Raw genomic sequence first — 19497 nt, forward strand, 5'->3', positions numbered from 1 at the left:
ACCGGTAACAGAGCTCCCAACGATGAGTAAAAAGACGCAGAAGACACCCTCGGCTAAGTTTCTTAAGGGAAAGAGCGCAGACTCTGGAAACGGCGGTATATTCGACTCCCAGGTGATTGTCGGTGCCCTAGCCATCATTACACTGGTTCTTGCTTTTTCACTGAACCTAGGGGATATCGCCGTTAAAGAGAACGAAATCAAGGACTCTCCAGAGATTCAGCAACAAGAAGTTATAGAGTCTCTTGAAAATGAAGAAACAAGAACAGAGCTGGCTCTGCAAACAGAGGCAACATCACCCAGCCTCGAACATGTTACCGGTGAAGGGGAACCATTTACTATCTCTGGAAAAGGATCACCAGAGAAGGAAATTTTACTGAAGAAACCCGATGGCCCCCACAGCCCGGCGTGGGTGGAGTACACCGTTACTTATGCATCTAGACCATTTAAGTCTGACACCATCAGTTTCTATGGAAAGGCAGCTGAGTACGAAAATGGCAGGTACTTTACCCTCAACGTAAACGATTCTTTTGTATCCGATCACTCAAATAAAGAACCGTACACCCGCACCGGGTCCTTCTGGCTGGCGGGGGATGCTGACGTACCCGTCCTAATGAGCGGGCTGGCCGATAACGCCGAATGGACCGTGACGGTTCACTCTGCAGAAGACGCCCCCGTGCTCCGCCCAGGAGATAGTCTGAGCGGTACCTCCAGCCAGGGAGTCCATGCATTTCGCTACATTGCTGATAAGCCAACCAAAGTACAGGCTACAACCCATCAGCCAGTCAGCGAAGAAGAAAACGGAAGGACTCGTTTTAGCCGCAGCGCCCTGAACCTCATGTGGATCGATTCTGATAGCTACCATGAAGCTGTCGTAACGGAGCAAACTGTTCTTGAGTTGGCGTTTAACCACTCTTCCTCAAAACTGACCCAGGCTGACTACGAGGGTAGCACCGAGCTGCTTCCGGGCGATTATCTAATGTCAGCGCGGGCGCAGGGAGAAGAGTGGAACATTAGTTTCACTGATGTTAACCCCACCATTGAGGGGGAGCCTTCTGCCTATGCTCTGAACGCGGAAGAACCGATTGATGAGCTCTCTGGCGAGACGGGACTTGCAGAAGATGACTTCCTAGCCCTGAAAGTTATGCCAGCAGGACCGCGCGTGATGCATTTTTCTGCAGAAGGCCCCCAAGCTGGAGTTACCTTTTCTCTCTACAACCCCGCAAGTACCGATGGCGTCTTACAGACGAGCTCGTGGAGCTACGATGACGTCAACGGAGTGATTCTGATTCCTGCAAATCAAGTAGGAGGAAGATACGAGCTTGCTGGCTCCACTCCGTGGAAAATCACGACCTATAGCGCAGATGCTATTCCAACGTATAAGCCAGGGGACCAGATTTCTGGCACCGGCCCTATGCTTTTCTACCTGGAACCGGGGCAGGACGTCACAGCTCGGCTTGAACGTAAAAATAATGGTGATGACAGGGGCCGGAGCCGGCTAAACGTCTATTCGGCAGAGGGATCCTTAGACTCCCGAAGCCCGTCCACCTGGCTAGAGCTCTATACAACGTCCCTATCGTCGACAAGCGTCGAGATCAAGCTACAGCAGACAGACGAACCGGCTCTGTTCTACTTTGATATTTCAGCCACCGTCAGCTGGAAGCTAGCGCTTGAGGGTCGATAGATAGGCCTGCTCGGCATCCTGGTACTCTTCGGCGAGTATGCCGAGAACCAGTTCAATTTCGAGGAGCAGATGCTCACCGAGTTCGCTGGTTCTCTGGCCTCGCGAGAGAGACTCATAGTAGTTGATGCCTCTCTGAACGTAGGCCAAATTGCGACGAATTAGCTCAGCTGAGAGGTGCCGGTGCCCCCGGGGAGCTTGGGCAGCAACGATATTGAGTTCTGCTTCATCAAGCCCGTGCAGTAAATGTGAGAGCTGACGCTGAGCTACCCTGAGCCGCTTTGTGCCCTGCCCAGCTAGCAGATAACTACCCGTGTAGAGGTAAAGGACGAAAGTTCGAAGAAGAAAGAACGCAAAGAGCGGGATGGTCAATATAAGCGTTGCGGCTAGAAACAAACTGACCGCATATCGCACAAAGAAGAAACCCCCAGCAGCTTCAATCTCTGCCTGACTGGGGCCAGAACCTATGGTTGCAAGTAGCATCATGAGGCTAAACCCGCCGGTGACGACCAGCCATACACCGAGTACAAGGCTAGATAGCTTTCCCCAGTACCTTCTAGGCACCGTTGTCATAAACTTACTATCAAGACGAGCAGATAAACTTCTGGCTTTAAAAGTCAGCTCATCGGTAGATGCATAATAGGCATTAACCCGCTGGGCTTCAACAACGTTCAAGGGCTTGTTATATTCGGGGCGCCGTGACGCCGGTTGCCATGAACGGTCGATATTGAAATAAGCTGCTTGAGAAGCCTGTTCAAGGTAACTCTCAGCAGCCTGCGTGCCGCTGACAGGTAGCCCCAAAACCCTGCGTAGAAGCCGCAAACTGACGTCCTGCTCCTTTTGATGCTCCTGACCGTCAGCCTCTGCCGTCTGATATTCCTGCGCAAGAGACGGGGGAAGCTGGTCAATGACGTCTCGTGCTGCCTGGGCTAAAGAAGCTTCAGCAACTTTCCACCGTGACAGCAAGGCATCCACTGCATCGTCCCCGGAGCCCTGCGTGCGCCGAGAGTTCTGAACCTCACGAGACTCCTGCACAATCAGACGCAAATTCTCAAAGCTCGAACGCACCTGCCCAACCAACCGAGCAGAAACTGGGCGCTTCGGGATATCCTCCAGAAAAAACAGAATCTCCCGCGCTCGTAACTCAAGAGGACGAATCAAAACATCAAATACAGTCTGAAAATCTTGTGCAGGCCCGTAGTAGTTACCAGAAGCCATATGGGTCTGAGCTAACTGATCGAGCTTTTCTGTACCTGTTGCGAATTCTTCAACTTTCTGTTGGAAGAAGCTTGAACCAGCCCTCATCTTCTCGATGGCTTCTTGCTGTTCTAACAGCTCAAGGCAGGTGCTGTTCAGTCTGTTCCGTACCCGGGTGAGTTCAGCAGAGCGTCGGTGCTCCGGGATTGTCAGGTAAGTGACGTCGTGGGCCTCAAGATCGAGGGTAATACGGGAAAGAGTATGGCAACTGCTTTGCCATACAGCAACCGTCTTCCGCTGTCGCCGATAGTTACGCCAGGATAAAGCTAGAAGCAGCAATAAAATCAGCACAAAGGGCAGCACATTGCCCGCCAAAGTGATAAATACAAGCTCTGCACTGTTACTGCCATCCGCCTCGGCGTAGGCCAGCTGCCGATCGATCGACCACACCACAAAGATAACTGTTGCCACAACAAGTAAGAGGGGAGTTAGGGGAAATACCCGATGTTTTCTACGCACAGCTTCCTAGAAATAGTTGGCCTGTATGTCATTGCACACTACAACTGTATAGACTCAAGCGGTATCAGCCAAAGGTAACCGCAAGTAATTCCTTCCCTCCCTTCGTGCAGGTCAGATAGCACGACTAGAATGAGGGTACAAACACGCTTCACTATTTTTAGATTCAGCAGAAAAGACCCTATGCCTAGCTCTTCCTCCACAGCCCGCACCCAGCTTTCCGACCGGCAGATTAAGACCTGGTACAGGGCTGTGCTGGGTCTTTTCTTTGCTAGCGGTTTAGTGGTTTCTGCCCTGCTGACCCGCCTGCCCGATGTGGCTAACGGGCTGGGTCTGAGCTCCGGTCCCATGGGCTTGCTGCTGCTGGGTATGACCATCGGTTCCTTCTGCGCCGTGAGCTTCTCAGGTGCCTTCGTTGCCCGTTTCGGCGCTATCCGCTGTATCGCGGCAGCCTACATCACCACCGTCACCGGCATGCTCCTGATTGGCCTGGGCGTGCACCTCGCCAGCGTTCCCGTGACCTTACTCGGTCTCATGCTTCAGGGCTTGGGCAGTGCTGTCTCCAACGTGGCCTCCAACGTGCAGGGCGTAGCCAACGAGCGGGCACTGGGGCGCTACGTCACCCCCATCATGCACGGCTTCTTCTCGATCGGCACCGTAGCAGGTGCCGCCATCGGCACACTCGACACCCGCCTGGGCGTACCCTTCGCAGTTCACATGGCCTACTTCGCGTTAGCGGTTGCTGCCCTTGTCCTCATCTCCCTCAAGTTCTGCCACAGCGAAAACTACGGCCAGGACGACACCCAGGCCATTGCCGCCGTCGGCTCCTACCGGGTACGCGACGCCTGGCGCGACAAACACACCATCCTCATCGGCCTCTTCGTACTGGGCATGGCCCTGGCCGAAGGCTCCGCCAACGACTGGGTCGCACTCGCCCTCACCCACGACTACGGCACCAGCAACACCATCGGGTCCCTCGGCTACTTCACCTTTGTGGTAGCCATGATGGTGGGGCGTTTTGGCGGCACCGCCCTGCTCAACCGCTTTGGCCGGGTGCCGGTGCTCCGCACCACCTGCTCGCTCGCCATTATCGGCCTAGCCCTCTTCATCTTCGCCCCTACCGTGCCCCTGGGCTTTGTCGGCCTGCTGGTCTGGGGCCTGGGAGCCTCCCTCGGCTTCCCGACCGGCATGTCAGCTGCCTCGGACGACCCGCTCAAGGCCGCCGTCCGCGTCTCCGTTGTCTCAACCATCGGCTATGCAGCCTTCCTGGGTGGCCCGCCCCTGCTGGGTCTGCTGGGGGAGCACTTTGGAATCCGCAACGGCCTGCTAGCCGTGCTGGTTTTTGTGGTTGTGTCCCTACTGCTCACCAGCCAGCTGGAACCCAAGAAGCCTGGCAACACCGTCCACACCGAAAAGCTCTAGGGGCACTAGCCGCCAGGACGCCCGCACCCAGCTCCCAGCGCCCGGTGAGCACGCTCGCAGGCGGCACCCGGGCAGAGCCGGTAGAATGGGCACCGTGACTGACAAGCTTTTAAGTGAACTGACCACTGCCGCTGTGGGCGGCCCCGCCCGTCTCTTCGTTGAGGCCACCAGCGAGCAGGAAATTATTGATGCCGTAACCGCCGCCGACCGCGCAGGAGAAGACCTGCTGGTGGTGGGCGGGGGCTCTAACCTGCTGGTAGCCGATGAAGGCTTTGACGGGGCAGTGGTGCACATAGCTTCAACCGGTATTGAAACCGTGAGCGACTACGCCTGCGGCGGCACCACCCTGCGCGTGCAGGCAGGCCACACCTGGGACGACCTGGTAGCCTACGCCGTAGAGAACGAGCTCTCCGGTATCGAGGCCCTCTCCGGTATTCCCGGCACCGTGGGCGCCACCCCCGTGCAGAACGTGGGGGCCTACGGCTCTGAAGTCGCCCACACCATCGCCTCGGTTCGCACCTGGGACCGCGAAACCGGCGGCTACAAGACCTTCGCTAACGCCGACTTGAAGTTCGCCTACCGCGACTCGATCCTCAAGCAGTCCACCGTCAACGGGTCTCCCCGCTATGTGGTGCTGACCGTAGACTTCCAGCTGCCGCACGGCTCCCAGTCCGCCCCCGTCCGCTACGCTGAGCTGGCCCGCCAGCTGGGTGTCGAGGTGGGGGAGCGCGCCGACTCCCGCCTGGTGCGCGAAACCGTGCTGCGCCTGCGCGCCGGCAAGGGCATGGTGCTGGACACCGCCGACCGCGATACCTACTCCACCGGCTCCTTCTTCACCAACCCCATCGTGGGGCAGGACGTCGCAGCCCAGCTCCCCGAGGACGCCCCCCGCTACCCGGCAACTACCCCCGCTGGCGAACCCCTGGACGGCATGGTCAAGCTCTCTGCCGCCTGGCTGATCCAGCACGCCGGGTTCGATAAGGGCTTCGGCCTTCAGAGCGAGGACGCGGAGCTCGCCGGCGGTCGGGCTTCACTTTCTACCAAGCACACCCTGGCTATCACCAACCGCGGTGGCGCCTCGACCGCCGATATAGCGGCTATCGCCCGCGCTGTACGAGCCGGGGTTGAGGAAAGCTTCGGGGTGCGCCTGGTCCCTGAGCCTGTGGTCGTTGGGTTCACTCTCTAACGCAGGGCCGCCATGAGCCTAGAGAAAGAAATCGAGAGCGGGCAGGGCGGACGCCTACACCGGCGTATGGAGCGCTTCCGTGCCTTTATGGGGCGGCACGCCGCCCTGCTTCTGCTCTACCGCCTGCTCATTATCGGGCTAGGTTTTTTGTGCATCGTTGCCGGTCTTATCATGCTGGTGACACCTGGCCCGGGCTGGCTGTTTATCTTCATGGGGATGAGCCTCTGGGGCACCGAGTTCCACTGGGCTCACCGGCTCAACCTCTGGGCCCGTGCCAAGGTTCTTGCCACCTGGCGGTCCTTTGAAGCCGCTCGCCACCGCAGGCACCGGCGTAAAACTGCCGAACGATGGGCTAAGCGGAGCAACTACACCCACTACTGCCCCAACGGGTGCCACTACAGATAGGGGAGCGGGGCAGCTTTTGTTCTCACGTCCCGCTGGGGTATTACCGGATAACCAACTCCGCTTACTTTTACGCTTTCGGTAAGCCCTAAGGGTTCTGATTCTTCTCTCTAGCCCAACAAGATGCTAGTATCTGCGTGCTCTACTAAACGAGGGTCGTGAGTAGCGATTACAGCGATACCGCCATGAGTACAGTGATGGGTTACAAAGTCAATAACTCGTGTAGTGTTGGCATCGTCAAGGGCCGCTGTGGGTTCATCAAGAAGAACCAGTGGGGTCTTGCGAAGAGCTAGGCGGATGAGCCCTACCCTTTGTTGTTCGCCACCACTTAGTTGAAAAACAGGTCTATCCAGGTGACTGTAGGGGAGGCTGAAACGTTCAAAAACAGTACGGACCTCGGCCTCGTGTTGGGCTACGGAATAGCCTGCGATATCAAGGTTCTGACGCACGCTCCATGAAGCTACCAGGCCCGAATTTTGAAAGGCAAAACTTACCTGCGTACGTAGAAAGTTTTGTTTCTGATGCCCCTTTAATGTGGTGGGGTTCAGTCCGTTGACTTTGATACTACCTTCCGTCGGGGTTTCGAGACCGCCAAGGCATTGTAGAAGGGTTGTCTTTCCTGAGCCACTGTGTCCGCGTAGGGCTATAAAGGATCCTGCTGATGCCGTAAAATTAATGTTTTCCCATAGGGTTTTCTGCGGATATCTAAATCCTAAATCTGTGACTATTAAAGAGTTGCCTGTTTTCATTATATTTTCTTTCTCAGATTTATGAGATTTCGAGCATGAACCGTGAAGTTAATTTTTGGGTGCCCTGCAAGGTTAATATTGCCACGAGAATAATGGTGATTAATGCAATTAGAGAAATGAGTGTAGCCCCTATTGCTGGTAAGGGTGATATTGCGATTGAAATTGATAAGGCAACTGCTGCGATGAGAAATATTTTTCTCAGAAAAATTCCGTGTATCTCTGTGAATCTAGCACCTGATGTTACCTGTAAGAAAATTGCTGTCCTGTTCCTGTTCTCGTAAACGCGCACAAGCAAAATTGTGCCGATGACCAGTGTACCTAAAGCTACAGTTGCACCGATGAGAACAATGATGAGTGAAGCTTTGCGGTCGGTCTGTGCCAAATGTGTCTGTTGTGCTACATAGTCATAGCCAATCACTGCGAAGTCAAGATTGTTAGCGCTTACAGCTGATTGATAGGGCTTAGCCTGATAGACAGTATCCAGCGTGCCCCAGGTCTTTGCGGGTAGCACGTCACTGGCGGGGCTTACGACAATCAATACAGGGTTCTTCAAGTACATGTGGGTGTCTAGATTGAATTTAAGGAGCGGTATGACACCTGTATCAATGTGTGTGATTGTCTCTACAGTAATATCTGCTTGATGGGGATTATCAGGATTGTGTTTAAACTGCGCCCATGACTCAATACTTGCTCGAATGTCATCTTTAACAGGAGTGTATTGTGAGGGGATAAGCGCAACGACAGTAGATTTCTGTGCAGCTAGTTGTGATATGTTTTGTATGGTTTGTTGATCTATATCTGTAAAAGCAGAGAGGTAGGTAGGGTTGACAGCCATATTATTATCTGGCACAGAGCTATTCTTTTGAGCATCAAAGAGGACACCTGGGGCTGCCAAGAAACTATGTTCTGATTGTTCGAGTTCTATAAAAATGTTACCCATGGATGTCGAAACTTGCTCTGCTTGGCTACTTTGTAGGGCGTAGCCAACTATCGGCTGCACCAGGTCCGGTTGGCTCAACCGTATCGTGTCTGCCTGTTCTGCGGCACCATATTCTTGTACTTGTTTCCAGGCATGTGAGACTGCGCTGGTAGTTCCTAGTGCGGCCACCATAATAAGTGCGGTAGAAACAGCGCTCAGTAAAGCTTCTGGGCGTTTGCCCTTGATAAGTTCACCTAACGACTGACGCGAGCTATATATTGTTACTGCAATAATGCTAGCAATGACAAGTAGTGTAAGAGCAATAAATTGTTGAAGGGTGATTGCAATAAGGCTGAGCAAACGGTAGCCATCTGAAACAATGAGACTGTATAAAGCAAGCGTAGTTGCCCATACTATCAGCGGTGAGTATGCGGGCACCACAAGCGCTAGTGTCTCTAATAGGCGTACTCTTTTGCGTGAATCCCCAGACGAGAGACGCACCGCAACCACCGTTAGGCGGACGCTTTGGAGCTGACAGAGGGTAAGTAGCAGTAGTAACCCTAAAATAGTGGTAGCTGTACCCCAGCCACTACCGATGAGGAAGAAGCCCCACAAGAGGTAGCCAGGCTGTGCAGAGAATGACTGGGCAGTAACTCCACGATGAGCCAGGGAGCTTATGATACTTTGAGTTGCTACCGATGACCCTTGTACCAGGTAGGTTCCGGTGAGTTGTGCCTTTTCAAGGTGAGAGGCATCGTGCAAAGTGGCTTGATAAAACCGCGCGAAGGTTGGGAAGGCCCCTGAATCCGGGTCCCCTATAACCTGACTGGGGTCTCCTTTGAAAAGATAGTAATCGGTGGCTCTGGAGTCATTAACTGATGATGGTGCAACCTTATAGATATTTACACTATTACTAACAGAGGCGCTATTGAGCGTATGGATAAACTGGTCAGCAGATAGGTCCTGTGGTAGCTCGGAAACTGTAAACCCAGAACTGAAACCTTCAGGGCCCCATCGATCTTGATCTATGAGAAAGAGGAAGGTTGCTGCAGTTAAAACTGTGCTTAAAAGGCAGGAGACAACCCATGCTAATGCGGTGGCCTGTTTAATATTGCTCATCCCAAAGATACCTTTAACACGTTACTGTTGTACCCCCACTTGGTAGGGGTACAACAATAGGCCTTGAATAAATCAATTCTTAGCGCCAGTATGACGTATTACCGCCCCAAGTTGCTTTAATTGCAGCTTTAGACCAGACGTCCCTGGGGACGGTGTCACTTACTTTACAAGCATTTTTGTTACAAGCGGTGCTACCATGTGCTCGAGTTGGGTGATGGTAGTTTGACCACGTTGTCATTGTAACGTAACTTACCCCGTAGTCCCATGTTCCGCCACCTGCCGATACTTGTGCAGCATTGGCCGCAGTGGCGCCAGCAAATAAGCTGGCTCCTAAAGCAAGAGTTGCAAGAGATTTCTTTGCAGTTGAGAAAGTCACGGTGACCTCCAATATCGTTTTCCTATGCGATTCATCTTTGAATCACAATGAGAGATTATCAATTTTTTTATACAGTGCAACCCATATCACAAAATATTTTAAAAATCTTTTCACGGGTAGGTCCCCTTCCCGGATAGACATATGTGTAGCGGGTTCAGTAAGGCTTATTCATAAGGAATGACCAGCAACCAGAAAAATCAACCCCCGCACCACCGCAAACACCCTCGAATACAAGCCCAACGGCCGCCGAAACCCAGAATGCAGAATACGTCAGGTCTTAACCTGAGCAATTACCCGCTCCACCACCGCTCGGCGTGAATTAATGAACCTATTGACTACCTTCACACCCTCAGGTGTCCCACAGGCTTTGCTACGCCGCCTTGGGGTAGCCAGCCCCAGCTCGATATAGCCTTTATCAGCCAAGGTGATATGTACTGGGTTTAGTTCCGACCCCGTACATTGGAAACAAACAAAAAAGAGCAAAGGAACTTCACCCATGCCCACCAAATACCCCGCCGAACTCAAAACACGAGCCCTACGCCTACTAGCCGACCACCTGGAAAACAACCCCGACACAGGCATCTACACCGCCTGCCGAAACATCGGAGAACGCCTCGGCATCGGCCCTGAAACCTTACGAAAATGGCACAAACAAGCCGAAATCGATGCTGGTAACACCCCCGGCACCACCACTGATATGGCAGCCGAAAACCGACGCCTGCGCAAAGAAAACGCCGAGCTCAAGCGAACCAACGAGATTCTACGAACAGCATCAGCTTTTTTCGCGGCAGAACTCGACCGTCCAGCCCGATCATGATCCGCTATATCGATAGGTATAGGAATCGTTTCGGGGTTGAGAACATCTGCACCGCACTACAAGAAAACCTCGCTGGTGGTTTCATCACCTCACGCGGCTACCGCGCCGCTAAGGCTCGTGTTCCTGCAGCACGTACTTTGAAGGACCAACTTCTGATTCCTGAACTGGTGAAAATCCATGAAGAGAATTATGGCGTGTATGGTGTGCGCAAGATGTGGCACGCCATGAGGCGTGCCGGCTGGGATATTGGTCGGGATCAGACCTACCGACTCATGCGTGCTGCTGGTATCCAGGGGGTACACCGGGGTCGTAAACCGGTGACTACCAGGGCTACCAAGGCTCCTGATAACCGCCCTGACCTCGTCAACCGCCAGTTCACCGCTGATGCCCCACATCGCCTGTGGGTTGCAGATTTTACCTATGTCAGAACCTATTCAGGTTTCTGTTATACGGCCTTCATGACTGATGTGTTTTCCCGGAAGGTTGTGGGTTGGGGTGTTTCTTCAACGATGCATACTCTGGGGATGCCTTTGACGGCGTTGAAGCAGGCGCTTTTTGAAGCGAAGAAGGGTGGCTCTGATCTAACGCAGATTGTGCATCATTCTGACCGTGGTTCGCAGTATATTGCGCAGGATTACACTGCTGGTTTGAAAGAACTAGGAGTGCAGTTATCAGTCGGTTCTACTGGTGATTCGTATGATAATGCTCTGGCTGAGAGTGTGAATGGTGCTTATAAGGCTGAGCTGGTGAGGAATCGCCTTTTTGCTTCAGTTGGTCAGTTGGGGGTTGAGACTGCGTCTTGGGTTGCTTGGTGGAATGCTGGTCGGTTGCATCAGGGTCTTGGTTATCGGACGCCTGAGGAGGTGGTGGTTGATGGTGTTTTAGTGGTCTTATAATTGTCGGAACTAAAGCCAGTACATATCATATCTACGTAATGGGCTAGCCCTTAGATGTTTCTTCTAGCCCCAGCATATGGCCAATAATCTCAAGGATTTTGGGGTCTTCATAGCCCAGCTTGCGCATGGCAGTCACATACTTTTCGGTCAGCGTCTGAGCCTTGTGGGCAGTAGAATCAAGGGCCGTAATAAAGGAACCGGCTCGCCCGTGGGTTTCAATAGCTCCCGCAGCTTCCAGCTCCTTGTAGGCCTTCGCCACTGTGTTTACCGCAAGACCTGTTTCGGTAGCCAGCGCCCGCATAGGCGGTAGCCGGTCACCGGCAGCCAGAGTTCCGGAAGCTCGCGCCGCAATAATAGCCCGCCGCAGCTGGGAGTAGGGCGGGACGTCCGACCCCTTATCAACCCTAAAATTTAAAGCACGAATGCCCCCGCACAGCTCCTCACGGGAGTCGTGAATCGGGGGCATCTCGTTCTTGGTCATAGCACCAGTCTAAAGGGTGCCGGTCGCAATCTTCAGCATGCGGCGCACGGGTTCTGCGGCGCCCCACAGCAGCTGGTCACCCACGGTGAAAGCAGAGATGTACTGGGGGCCCATGTTGAGCTTGCGGATGCGGCCCACCGGGATATCCAGGGTACCGGACGCCGCAACGGGGGTCAGACCCTCGACGGTGGCGTCCTTGGTGTTGAGGATAACCTTTGACCACTCGTTGTCCTCATCGATAATCTTCTCGATTTCCTCAACGGTCAGGTCTTCCTTGAGCTTCAGGGTCAGAGCCTGGGAGTGGGAGCGCATGGTTGCAATACGCACACACAGGCCGTCAAGAACCACGCGGTCATCACCCTCAAGGCCCAGAATCTTGTTGGACTCAGCCTCGGCCTTCCACTCTTCGCGGGACTGGCCGTTGCCCAGGTCAGAGTCAATCCAGGGAATCAGTGAACCGGCCAGGGGAACACCGAACTGGGTGGTATCGAGGTCGCCGGAGCGCTGGAGTTCCAGCACCTTGCGGTCAATCTCAAGGATGGCGGACGCGGGGTCGTCCAGCTCGGTTGCTACGTAGCCGTTGATATCGCCGAACTGCTTGAGCACCTCGCGCATGTGGCGGGCGCCGCCACCGGAGGCTGCCTGGTAGGTCATGGAAGTGCCCCACTCAACTAGGCCCTGCTTCCACAGACCGCCCAGGCCCATGAGCAGGCAGGAGACGGTGCAGTTGCCGCCGATAAAGTCCTTAATCCCTGACTCCAGGCCGCGGTCGATGACGTCGCGGTTGATGGGATCAAGCACGATGACGGCGTCATCGTTCATGCGCAGGGTTGAGGCGGCGTCAATCCAGAGACCGCTCCAGCCGCGCTCGCGCAGCTGGGTGTGTACTGCCTTGGTGTAGTCGCCACCCTGGGTAGTCACGATGACGGGCAGCTTGGCGAGCTCGTCGATATCGTGGGCGTCCTTGAGAGTGGACTCTTCGAGGGCGCCGCTGAAGGTGGGGGCTGCTGAACCGGCCTGGGAAGTGGAGAAGAAGACCGGGTTGATACCCTCGAAGTCACCTTCTTCGAGCATACGCTTCATGAGCACGGAGCCGACCATGCCACGGTAACCAACAAAGCCTACGGAATCACCAGATGTAAAAGTCATGGTTTCAGTCTAGCTTTTACCGGCTCCCGGCGCAGGGTCTGGAACCGCATGGTGAGAGGGAGCTTCTCACCGGTGGTAGCCAGCGCATAGCCTTTTTCAGAGCGGACGGGTGCGCCATCAGCAACTAGTGCCCAGTCGGCGCCCAGCTCGGGGGCGTAGGTATCCCCTGGAATCTCAGTCTCAAAGAGGGTGCGCTCCACCCGGGCCACCTGCCTACCCGCTACTCCTGGTAGATCGGTGCGGTGTAGGGCCTCGGCGTAGAGGGAGCCGCCGCCAATGACCCAGTAGGTGGGGGCGTCCGGTGCTAAACTCTGCGCCGCCCCCAAAGCCGCATCGAGAGAGGGTGCCCAGACAGCACCGTCCTTTTCTTCAACCTGCGAGACAGAATGCGTAATCACAAGATTGAGCCGCCCTGGCAGGGGGGCGGAAGCGAGGAGGGCAAGACTCCCAGGTCACCCGGCCCATAACGACCGGGGCGCCCAGAGTCAAGGTCTTGAAATGGGCTAGGTCCTCGGGGGCATACCAGGGCATATCGCCGTTACGGCCAATCACCCCGTTGCCCGCCTGCGCCCAGATAGCTGCTAGCTCGGGCAGGGTACCCGAGCCGCTTACCCGCTCACCGTTCACGCTCAACTCCTTGGCCCTAGACCGCAATTGGGGCCTTAATGAGGGGGTGGTGGCGGTAATCTACCAGCTCAAAGTCCTCAAACTCGTAGTCAAAAATTGAGGGCTTCTTATTCTTAATGCGCAGGCGCGGGTAGGGGTAGGGCTCGCGCGACAGCTGCTCGGTAACCTGCTCGTAGTGGTTAGAGTAGATGTGGCAATCCCCGCCGGTCCAGACAAACTCACCGGGCACCATACCCACCTCTTCAGCAATCAGCTGGGTCAGCAGGGCATAGGAGGCAATGTTGAAGGGTACGCCCAGGAACATATCGGCAGACCGCTGGTAGAGCTGGCAGGAGAGCTCCTTCTGGCCGTCCTCCCGGGTCTTTACGTAGAACTGGAAGAGGGCATGGCAGGGCGGCAGCGCCATGTCGTCAACCCCAGCCGGGTTCCAAGCAGAGACAATATGACGGCGGGAATCGGGGTTGTTCTTGAGCGAGTCAAGCACCTTGGCAATCTGGTCGATGGTCTGGCCGTCACCGGCCGGCCAGGAGCGCCACTGCACCCCGTAGACCGGGCCCAGTTCGCCGTCCTCGTCCGCCCACTCATCCCAGATAGTCACGCCGCGCTCCTGCAACCAGCGTACGTTGGACTCCCCGCGCAGGAACCAGAGCAGCTCAATAACCACCGACTTGAAGTGCACCTTCTTGGTGGTAATCAGCGGAAAACTCTCAGATAAGTCAAAGCGCATCTGACGGCCGAAGACGCTTCTGGTGCCGGTGCCGGTGCGGTCGGCTTTCTCGTCGCCGGTCGCCATAATCTCGTGCAGCAGGTCTTCGTAGGGGGTAGGAATAACAGTCATATCTTCTTTAATCGTCAAAAGGCTTAATTTGTTCCAGCGACACCACGGTCTTGGGGTGGGCCACAGACACCTGCAAGACCCACATCTCCCCGGGTTTGAGGTAGGGGTCATGCAGGGGCAGATGGGGGCGTAGCTGCTTATTCAGGTGCTCTCCCAGAACCTCAAGGACAGTGGGTAACACCGGGCGGTGGGTGCAGAGCATAACCGACTTATCCCGCTTCTCAAAGAGAGACTCGACCACCTTACGGGCGTGCTTGGGCGCTCGGGCATGGTGGGCTTCGGTCAGGGCCCGCTTCTCCTTGATGGAAATGCCAGAGGCCTTCGAATAGGGGTAGACCGTCTGCATGCAGCGCACCCAGGGAGAGGAAACGATGCGTTCGGGCTGCCAGGCCTCCAGCAGGCGTCCTACCGCCAGTGCCTGGCGCTTGCCGGTAGCCGCAAGTGAGCGCTCGCCTTCGGCCCCGGCCCAGCTGGCGCGCGGTTTGGCCTTGGCATGGCGGACGATAATCACCGGGCGGGTGCGCAGGTTCTGCGCGTGGGCCAGGGCCAGCAGGGCGTCGAGGGGCTCTTTGTCGATGGCGTTGGTGAGCATGGTGCGGGCCTGTTTGGGAGTGACCCAGCGCAGCTCGTCCACTTCGCCCTCATCGGCAACGGCTTTTTGCCCGGCGGGTGCTTCGGCTGCCCAGTAGTAGACCTCCTTGGGCTTGCCCTTGACCTCGTAGGCGGTCACCGCCAGAGGGGCGCCGAGGGTGACGTTGAGCCCGACCTCTTCACGGATTTCCCGGATGGCGGTTTCGGGCAGGGTTTCGCCGGGGTCCTGCTTGCCCTTGGGCCAGGACCAGTCATCGTAGCGGGGGCGGTGGATGATGAGGACCTGCACCTGGTCGTGGTGCCAGCGCCAGATGATGGCGCCTGCTGCGTTGACAGCTACCCGGTTGTGGGGGCCCCGGCTGAGCGAGAGCGCTCCGTCGTGGGTGTGGGCGGCGTAGAAGGTCTCGGTGTGCGGCATGTGGGAAGCTCCATGGGGGTGGGGCGGGCATTGAGAATGTCCTTGAGTTAACCGAATGTTAACCCAAGGACATTCTATGCCCCTTAGCTGTGAGCGGTGGACAAGGCGCGGATGTCTGCGCCCGGCTTAGGCTCGCTTGTTGCGTTTCTGGTCGCGGCTAGCCAGGTAGTAGGCCTGCACATCGCGCAGGGGTGAGCCGTCGGCTGCCAGGTGGTGGCGTTCCCAGGTGCCGTCTGACCCCAGGTGCCAGTTGCTGGTTTTCTCTGAGAGGTAGTTGTCGAACATCTCTAGCAGGTACTTGATGTGGGCTTCTGCCTTCACATGCACCAGGGCTTCAACACGGCGGTCGAGGTTGCGGTGCATCATGTCTGCTGAACCGATGTAGACCTTGGGGGTTCCGGCGTTTTCGAAGGTGAAGACGCGGGAGTGCTCGAGGAAGCGGCCCAGGACTGAACGCACCTTGATGTTCTCGGAGAGACCGGGGACGCCGGGGCGCAGGGCACAGATACCGCGAACGACCACGTTGACCTCAACCCCTGCCTGGGAGGCGCGGTAGAGGGAGTCGATGATGGCCTCATCGACCATGGAGTTGCACTTGATCTGAATCTTGGCGGCGTGGCCCGCGCGCTTGTGCTCGATTTCCTTGTTGATGTTGTCAATCAGGCCCGAGCGCAGGGAGCGGGGGGCAACCAGTAGCTGCTTGTAGGTGGTCTTCGGGGCGTAGCCGGAGAGCTGGTTGAAGAGACGAGAGACGTCCTCACCGATTTGCGGGTCGCATGTGATAAGGCCGAGGTCCTCGTAGAAGCGGGCGGTGGAGGGGTGGTAGTTGCCGGTGCCGATGTGGCAGTAGCGGCGCAGCCCGTCCGCTTCTTTACGCACGACCAGGGAGAGCTTGCAGTGGGTCTTGAGACCCACGATGCCGTAGACCACGTGCACGCCCGCACGTTCCAGTTTGCGGGCCCAGTTGATGTTGGCGGCCTCGTCGAAACGGGCCTTAATCTCAACCAGGGCTAGCACCTGCTTACCGGCTTCCGCTGCCTCGATAAGGGCGTCCACGATGGGGGAATCGCCGGAGGTGCGGTAGAGGGTCTGCTTAATAGCCAGGACGGAGGGGTCGGCAGCTGCCTGCTCCAGGAAGGCCTGCACACTGGTCGCAAAGGAGTCGTAGGGGTGGTGCAGGAGCACATCGTGGTCGCGGGTTGCGGTAAAGACATCGGCTGCCTTGGAGGTCTCGTTGGCGTTGAGCCAGCGGGAGGTGTGGGCGATGTGCTTGGGGTAGTGCAGGGCCGGGCGGTTGGTCTTGGCGATATCAGACAGGCCACGCAGGTCGAGGGGGGCGGGGAGCTTGTAGACCTCGTGCTCATCGATGCGCAGCTCTGAAACGAGCAGGTCAAGGATGGTGGGGTTGATGGTGTCTTCAACCTCCAGACGCACCGGGGGGCCGAAGCGGCGGCGTAGCAGCTCGGTTTCTAGGGCCTTGAGCAGGTTCTCGGCGTCGTCTTCTTCAACTTCAAGATCCTCGTTGCGGGTCACACGGAAGGCGTGATGTTCCACGACCTCCATGCCGGGGAAGAGCATGTCGAGGTGCTCGGCGATGATGACCTCGAGGGGAATGAAGCGGACCTCACCCGAGGAGGACTTGACCGAGCGGGCACCGTCTACCGCCACCATGCGCTCGATGGTTTCGGGCATCTTTAGGCGGGCGAAGAGCTCCTTGCCGGTCTGGGGGTTACGGACGATGACGGCCAGGTTGAGCGACAGGCCAGAAATGTAGGGGAAGGGGTGGGCCGGGTCAACAGCCAGGGGAGTGAGCACGGGGAAGAGCTGGGCACGGAAGAAGCGAGAGAGGCGCTCCTGCTCTGCTGATGAGAGGTCTGCCCAGCCGACGATACGGATGTTTTCCTTTTCCAGTTCGGGGTAGACCTGCTCATGGAAGACCCTGGCCTGACGCTCCTGCAGGGCGTGGGCGGCCTCGGAGATTTCTTCCATCTGTTCTTCGGGGGAGAGCCCGGCTGCTGAGGGCACGGCTATGCCGGTGGCAATGCGGCGCTTGAGGCCGGCCACGCGTACCATGAAGAACTCGTCCAGGTTGCTGGTGACGATGGAGAGGAAGTTCAGGCGCTCTAGCAGGTAGAGGTTGGGGTCTTCGGCCAGTTCGAGCACTCGGGTGTTGAACTCGAGCCAGCTGATTTCGCGGTCAAGGAAGCGGTCGCTGCCGAAATCGCCCTCGAGGTTGGGCTGCTTGATTTTTTCGCCCACGTCGATACGGTCTACGCGGGTTTCGGCGCGTTCGAGCTTGTTAATATCGCCGTTGATATGGGGGTGGGCCGAGGTTTCTGCCGGTGTGGTGGTCATGGTGTGCCTTTCAATGCGAGGGGCGGTGGTAAAGGTTAGGGGTGGGCAGGTGCGTACTGTCGGTCGATGGTGAGGGGGGTAAAGCTGAGGGAGCAGTAGAGGGCTACAGCGTCGGTGTTGTCGGCATCGACATAGAGGACGATGCGGTCAAGGGGCGTGCCGGACTCGTCGGTAGCCCCGGCTAGGTAGGCCATACCGGCTAGGGTCAGAGCCTTCCCCAGTCCCTTACCCTGCCAGGTGGGGGCGATGCCCACCGCATAGACTTCCCCTTCGGGACGCTCACCCTGGCCGGTAGGAATCTTGGTCCAATGGAAGCCTGCCAGCTGCCCGTCCTTTTCTACCGCCAGGAAGAACCCTTCTGCCCGGAACCAGTCAGAGTCGGTGCGGGCCGCAAGGTCATCGAGGGTTAGCCGACCCTGCTCAGGGTGGTGGGCAAAGGCCTGGGTATTGACCTGCACCCAGGCCTCAGCCAGGTCGGGGGTATAGGTGGTCAGCGTTAGGCCAGGGGGGAGGGGGCGGTCCTGGGCAGCGGCGCGGACGCTCGCCCGTGCCTCATCGGTCAGGGCCAGACCCAGCTTGTAGAGTTCGCGGGTAGAGCGCCAGCCCAGCTTATCGGCCAGGTGGGTTGCCGCCTGCAGTGCAGGGCTAGACGTATCAGAACCACCGTGTATCCAGGCCCGAAGCGGCTCTTCACTGGCAGCCTCAACCGCCGCGCCTATTAGGGCCGAGCCAAGGCCCTGGCCACGGGCCTCGGGGGCAACAGCGGCCTCCAACACCCAGAGCTCACCTTCTCTCACCAGGGCCGCAAAACCTAGGGGCGCACCAGCCTGCCGGGCCTCAAAAAGCCGCACACCGGCGTCCGCCCCCGCAGCTGCCTTGCGCAGCTCAACAAAGGTCTGCTCAGAAAAGGGGGAGGCGCCGTCCTGCTGCCGGGCCAGCTCAGCCAACCGCTCAAAATCAGCTAGCACAACACCCGAAACCTTGGGTGAAATAATTTCATAGACCACACGCGCCTCCTACACACATCGCAGCTCCTCTAAGCCTACCTAGAATCCGACCGCGCCGAGTTAAAGCTATACCCCACATTGCGAACCGTCGTAATCAACTGCTCATTGTCAGGGCCCAGCTTCGACCGCAGACGACGAATATGCACATCAACCGTGCGCGTACCACCGTAGTAGTCATAACCCCACACCTCAGAGAGAAGCTGGGCTCGCGTAAAAACCCGCCCGGGGTGCTGCACCAAAAACTTCAGCAACTCAAACTCTTTATAGGTCAGGTTCAGAGGCGAACCCTGCAAACGCGCCGAATACGAGGCCTCATCCACCGTGATACCACCGGCCCGAATGACCGTGCTCTCAGGCTCAGCCTCCGCAGCCACATGCGTCGTCAACAACCTCAAACGGGCCTCAAGCTCAGCCGGACCCACCGACTCAAGCACGATATCGTCCACCATCCAGTGCGGCGCCACCGCAGCCATACCGCCCTCGGTAAGCACCATCAACAGCGGCGTAGTAAAACCAGACCCCTTCAACAACTGGGCACAGTTACGGGCCGCAACCAACTGCTCACGGGCATCAACCAAGACCACATCGGGCCCCGCAGCCTGCACCATCGGAGCAGAAGCCCCCAACGGCAGAATAGACAGCTGATGAGCCAACAACCCCAGCGACTGAGTGACATCAGCGCCATCGGTCGCAGAATCACTCAATACGACAATATGCAGCACGCTCATACACTCCCTTGAACAGGTCAACTCAA

18 protein-coding genes are annotated in these 19497 nt (G+C 56.9%); 5 read left to right on the forward strand and 13 right to left on the reverse strand.

Going from position 1 to position 19497, the window contains the following annotated elements; genetic code table 11:
* Nucleotides 1-22: 22 nt before the first annotated feature.
* Nucleotides 23-1681 carry a hypothetical protein gene (locus HWU94_RS02840; RefSeq protein WP_185174226.1) on the forward strand — a complete coding sequence of 553 codons (1659 nt, stop codon included), beginning with the start codon at nt 23-25 and terminating at the stop codon, nt 1679-1681.
* Here the strand turns inward: HWU94_RS02840 and HWU94_RS02845 are convergent.
* Nucleotides 1661-3346 (reverse strand): hypothetical protein, encoded by a 1686-nt coding sequence (locus tag HWU94_RS02845; RefSeq protein WP_185174227.1) that lies wholly within the window; start codon nt 3344-3346, stop codon nt 1661-1663. The two genes, HWU94_RS02840 and HWU94_RS02845, sit on opposite strands and share 21 nt — an antisense overlap.
* Nucleotides 3347-3574: 228 nt before the next feature.
* On the opposite strand from HWU94_RS02845, the gene HWU94_RS02850 reads away from it, so the two are divergent.
* From HWU94_RS02850 to HWU94_RS02860, 3 genes are all read left to right on the forward strand, one after another.
* The gene (locus HWU94_RS02850) at nt 3575-4813 is read left to right on the forward strand and encodes an MFS transporter (protein WP_185174228.1); all 1239 of its coding nucleotides are present in this window, start codon (nt 3575-3577) and stop codon (nt 4811-4813) included.
* Nucleotides 4814-4907: 94 nt separating this feature from the next.
* On the forward strand, nt 4908-5999 hold the full coding sequence (locus HWU94_RS02855; protein ID WP_185174229.1) for a UDP-N-acetylmuramate dehydrogenase: 1092 nt from the start codon (nt 4908-4910) through the stop codon (nt 5997-5999).
* Between the two features lie 12 nt (nt 6000-6011).
* A complete protein-coding gene (locus tag HWU94_RS02860) occupies nt 6012-6404 on the forward strand; it encodes a PGPGW domain-containing protein (RefSeq protein WP_185174230.1) in 393 nt (130 codons plus the stop codon).
* A gap of 107 nt (nt 6405-6511) precedes the next feature.
* Here HWU94_RS02860 and HWU94_RS02865 read toward each other — a convergent pair whose 3' ends face one another.
* From HWU94_RS02865 to HWU94_RS11745, 3 genes are all read right to left on the reverse strand, one after another.
* A complete protein-coding gene (locus tag HWU94_RS02865; protein WP_185174231.1) occupies nt 6512-7150 on the reverse strand; it encodes an ABC transporter ATP-binding protein in 639 nt (212 codons plus the stop codon).
* A gap of 19 nt (nt 7151-7169) precedes the next feature.
* A complete protein-coding gene (locus HWU94_RS02870) occupies nt 7170-9188 on the reverse strand; it encodes a hypothetical protein (protein WP_185174232.1) in 2019 nt (672 codons plus the stop codon).
* Between the two features lie 79 nt (nt 9189-9267).
* The gene (locus HWU94_RS11745; RefSeq protein WP_185174233.1) at nt 9268-9564 is read right to left on the reverse strand and encodes a lactococcin 972 family bacteriocin; all 297 of its coding nucleotides are present in this window, start codon (nt 9562-9564) and stop codon (nt 9268-9270) included.
* A gap of 496 nt (nt 9565-10060) precedes the next feature.
* Here HWU94_RS11745 and HWU94_RS02880 point away from each other — a divergent pair.
* A protein-coding gene (locus tag HWU94_RS02880) for an IS3 family transposase (RefSeq protein ID WP_185174234.1) occupies nt 10061-11277 on the forward strand; the annotation gives its coding sequence in 2 pieces (ribosomal slippage) (nt 10061-10340 and nt 10340-11277; 1218 coding nt in all).
* 43 nt (nt 11278-11320) lie between these two features.
* On the opposite strand, the gene HWU94_RS02885 is transcribed toward HWU94_RS02880, so the two are convergent.
* The 9 genes from HWU94_RS02885 to HWU94_RS02920 form a co-directional block, all read right to left on the reverse strand.
* Nucleotides 11321-11758, reverse strand: coding sequence for a GntR family transcriptional regulator (locus HWU94_RS02885; RefSeq protein WP_244956007.1), 438 nt, complete (start codon nt 11756-11758; stop codon nt 11321-11323).
* Between the two features lie 9 nt (nt 11759-11767).
* On the reverse strand, nt 11768-12907 hold the full coding sequence (gene asd / locus HWU94_RS02890) for an aspartate-semialdehyde dehydrogenase (RefSeq protein ID WP_185174235.1): 1140 nt from the start codon (nt 12905-12907) through the stop codon (nt 11768-11770).
* Nucleotides 12904-13305: a dihydrofolate reductase gene (locus HWU94_RS02895; RefSeq protein WP_280527416.1), complete on the reverse strand. Its 402-nt coding sequence runs from the start codon at nt 13303-13305 to the stop codon at nt 12904-12906. Before HWU94_RS02895 ends, asd begins: the two co-directional genes overlap by 4 nt.
* On the reverse strand, nt 13277-13438 hold the full coding sequence (locus HWU94_RS11665) for a dihydrofolate reductase (RefSeq protein WP_280527422.1): 162 nt from the start codon (nt 13436-13438) through the stop codon (nt 13277-13279). Before HWU94_RS11665 ends, HWU94_RS02895 begins: the two co-directional genes overlap by 29 nt.
* A gap of 112 nt (nt 13439-13550) precedes the next feature.
* On the reverse strand, nt 13551-14372 hold the full coding sequence (locus tag HWU94_RS02900) for a thymidylate synthase (protein ID WP_185174236.1): 822 nt from the start codon (nt 14370-14372) through the stop codon (nt 13551-13553).
* Nucleotides 14373-14379: 7 nt separating this feature from the next.
* Nucleotides 14380-15381: an NUDIX hydrolase gene (locus HWU94_RS02905; RefSeq protein ID WP_185174237.1), complete on the reverse strand. Its 1002-nt coding sequence runs from the start codon at nt 15379-15381 to the stop codon at nt 14380-14382.
* 126 nt (nt 15382-15507) lie between these two features.
* Complete coding sequence (locus tag HWU94_RS02910) at nt 15508-17736, reverse strand: RNA degradosome polyphosphate kinase (RefSeq protein ID WP_185174238.1); 2229 nt, start codon at nt 17734-17736, stop codon at nt 15508-15510.
* Between the two features lie 35 nt (nt 17737-17771).
* The gene (gene mshD / locus HWU94_RS02915) at nt 17772-18743 is read right to left on the reverse strand and encodes a mycothiol synthase (RefSeq protein WP_185174239.1); all 972 of its coding nucleotides are present in this window, start codon (nt 18741-18743) and stop codon (nt 17772-17774) included.
* A gap of 35 nt (nt 18744-18778) precedes the next feature.
* On the reverse strand, nt 18779-19465 hold the full coding sequence (locus tag HWU94_RS02920; protein ID WP_185174738.1) for a response regulator transcription factor: 687 nt from the start codon (nt 19463-19465) through the stop codon (nt 18779-18781).
* Nucleotides 19466-19497: the final 32 nt, after the last annotated feature.

The organism is Rothia nasimurium (genome assembly GCF_014217215.1).
In the GTDB taxonomy this organism is placed as follows: domain Bacteria; phylum Actinomycetota; class Actinomycetes; order Actinomycetales; family Micrococcaceae; genus Rothia; species Rothia avistercoris.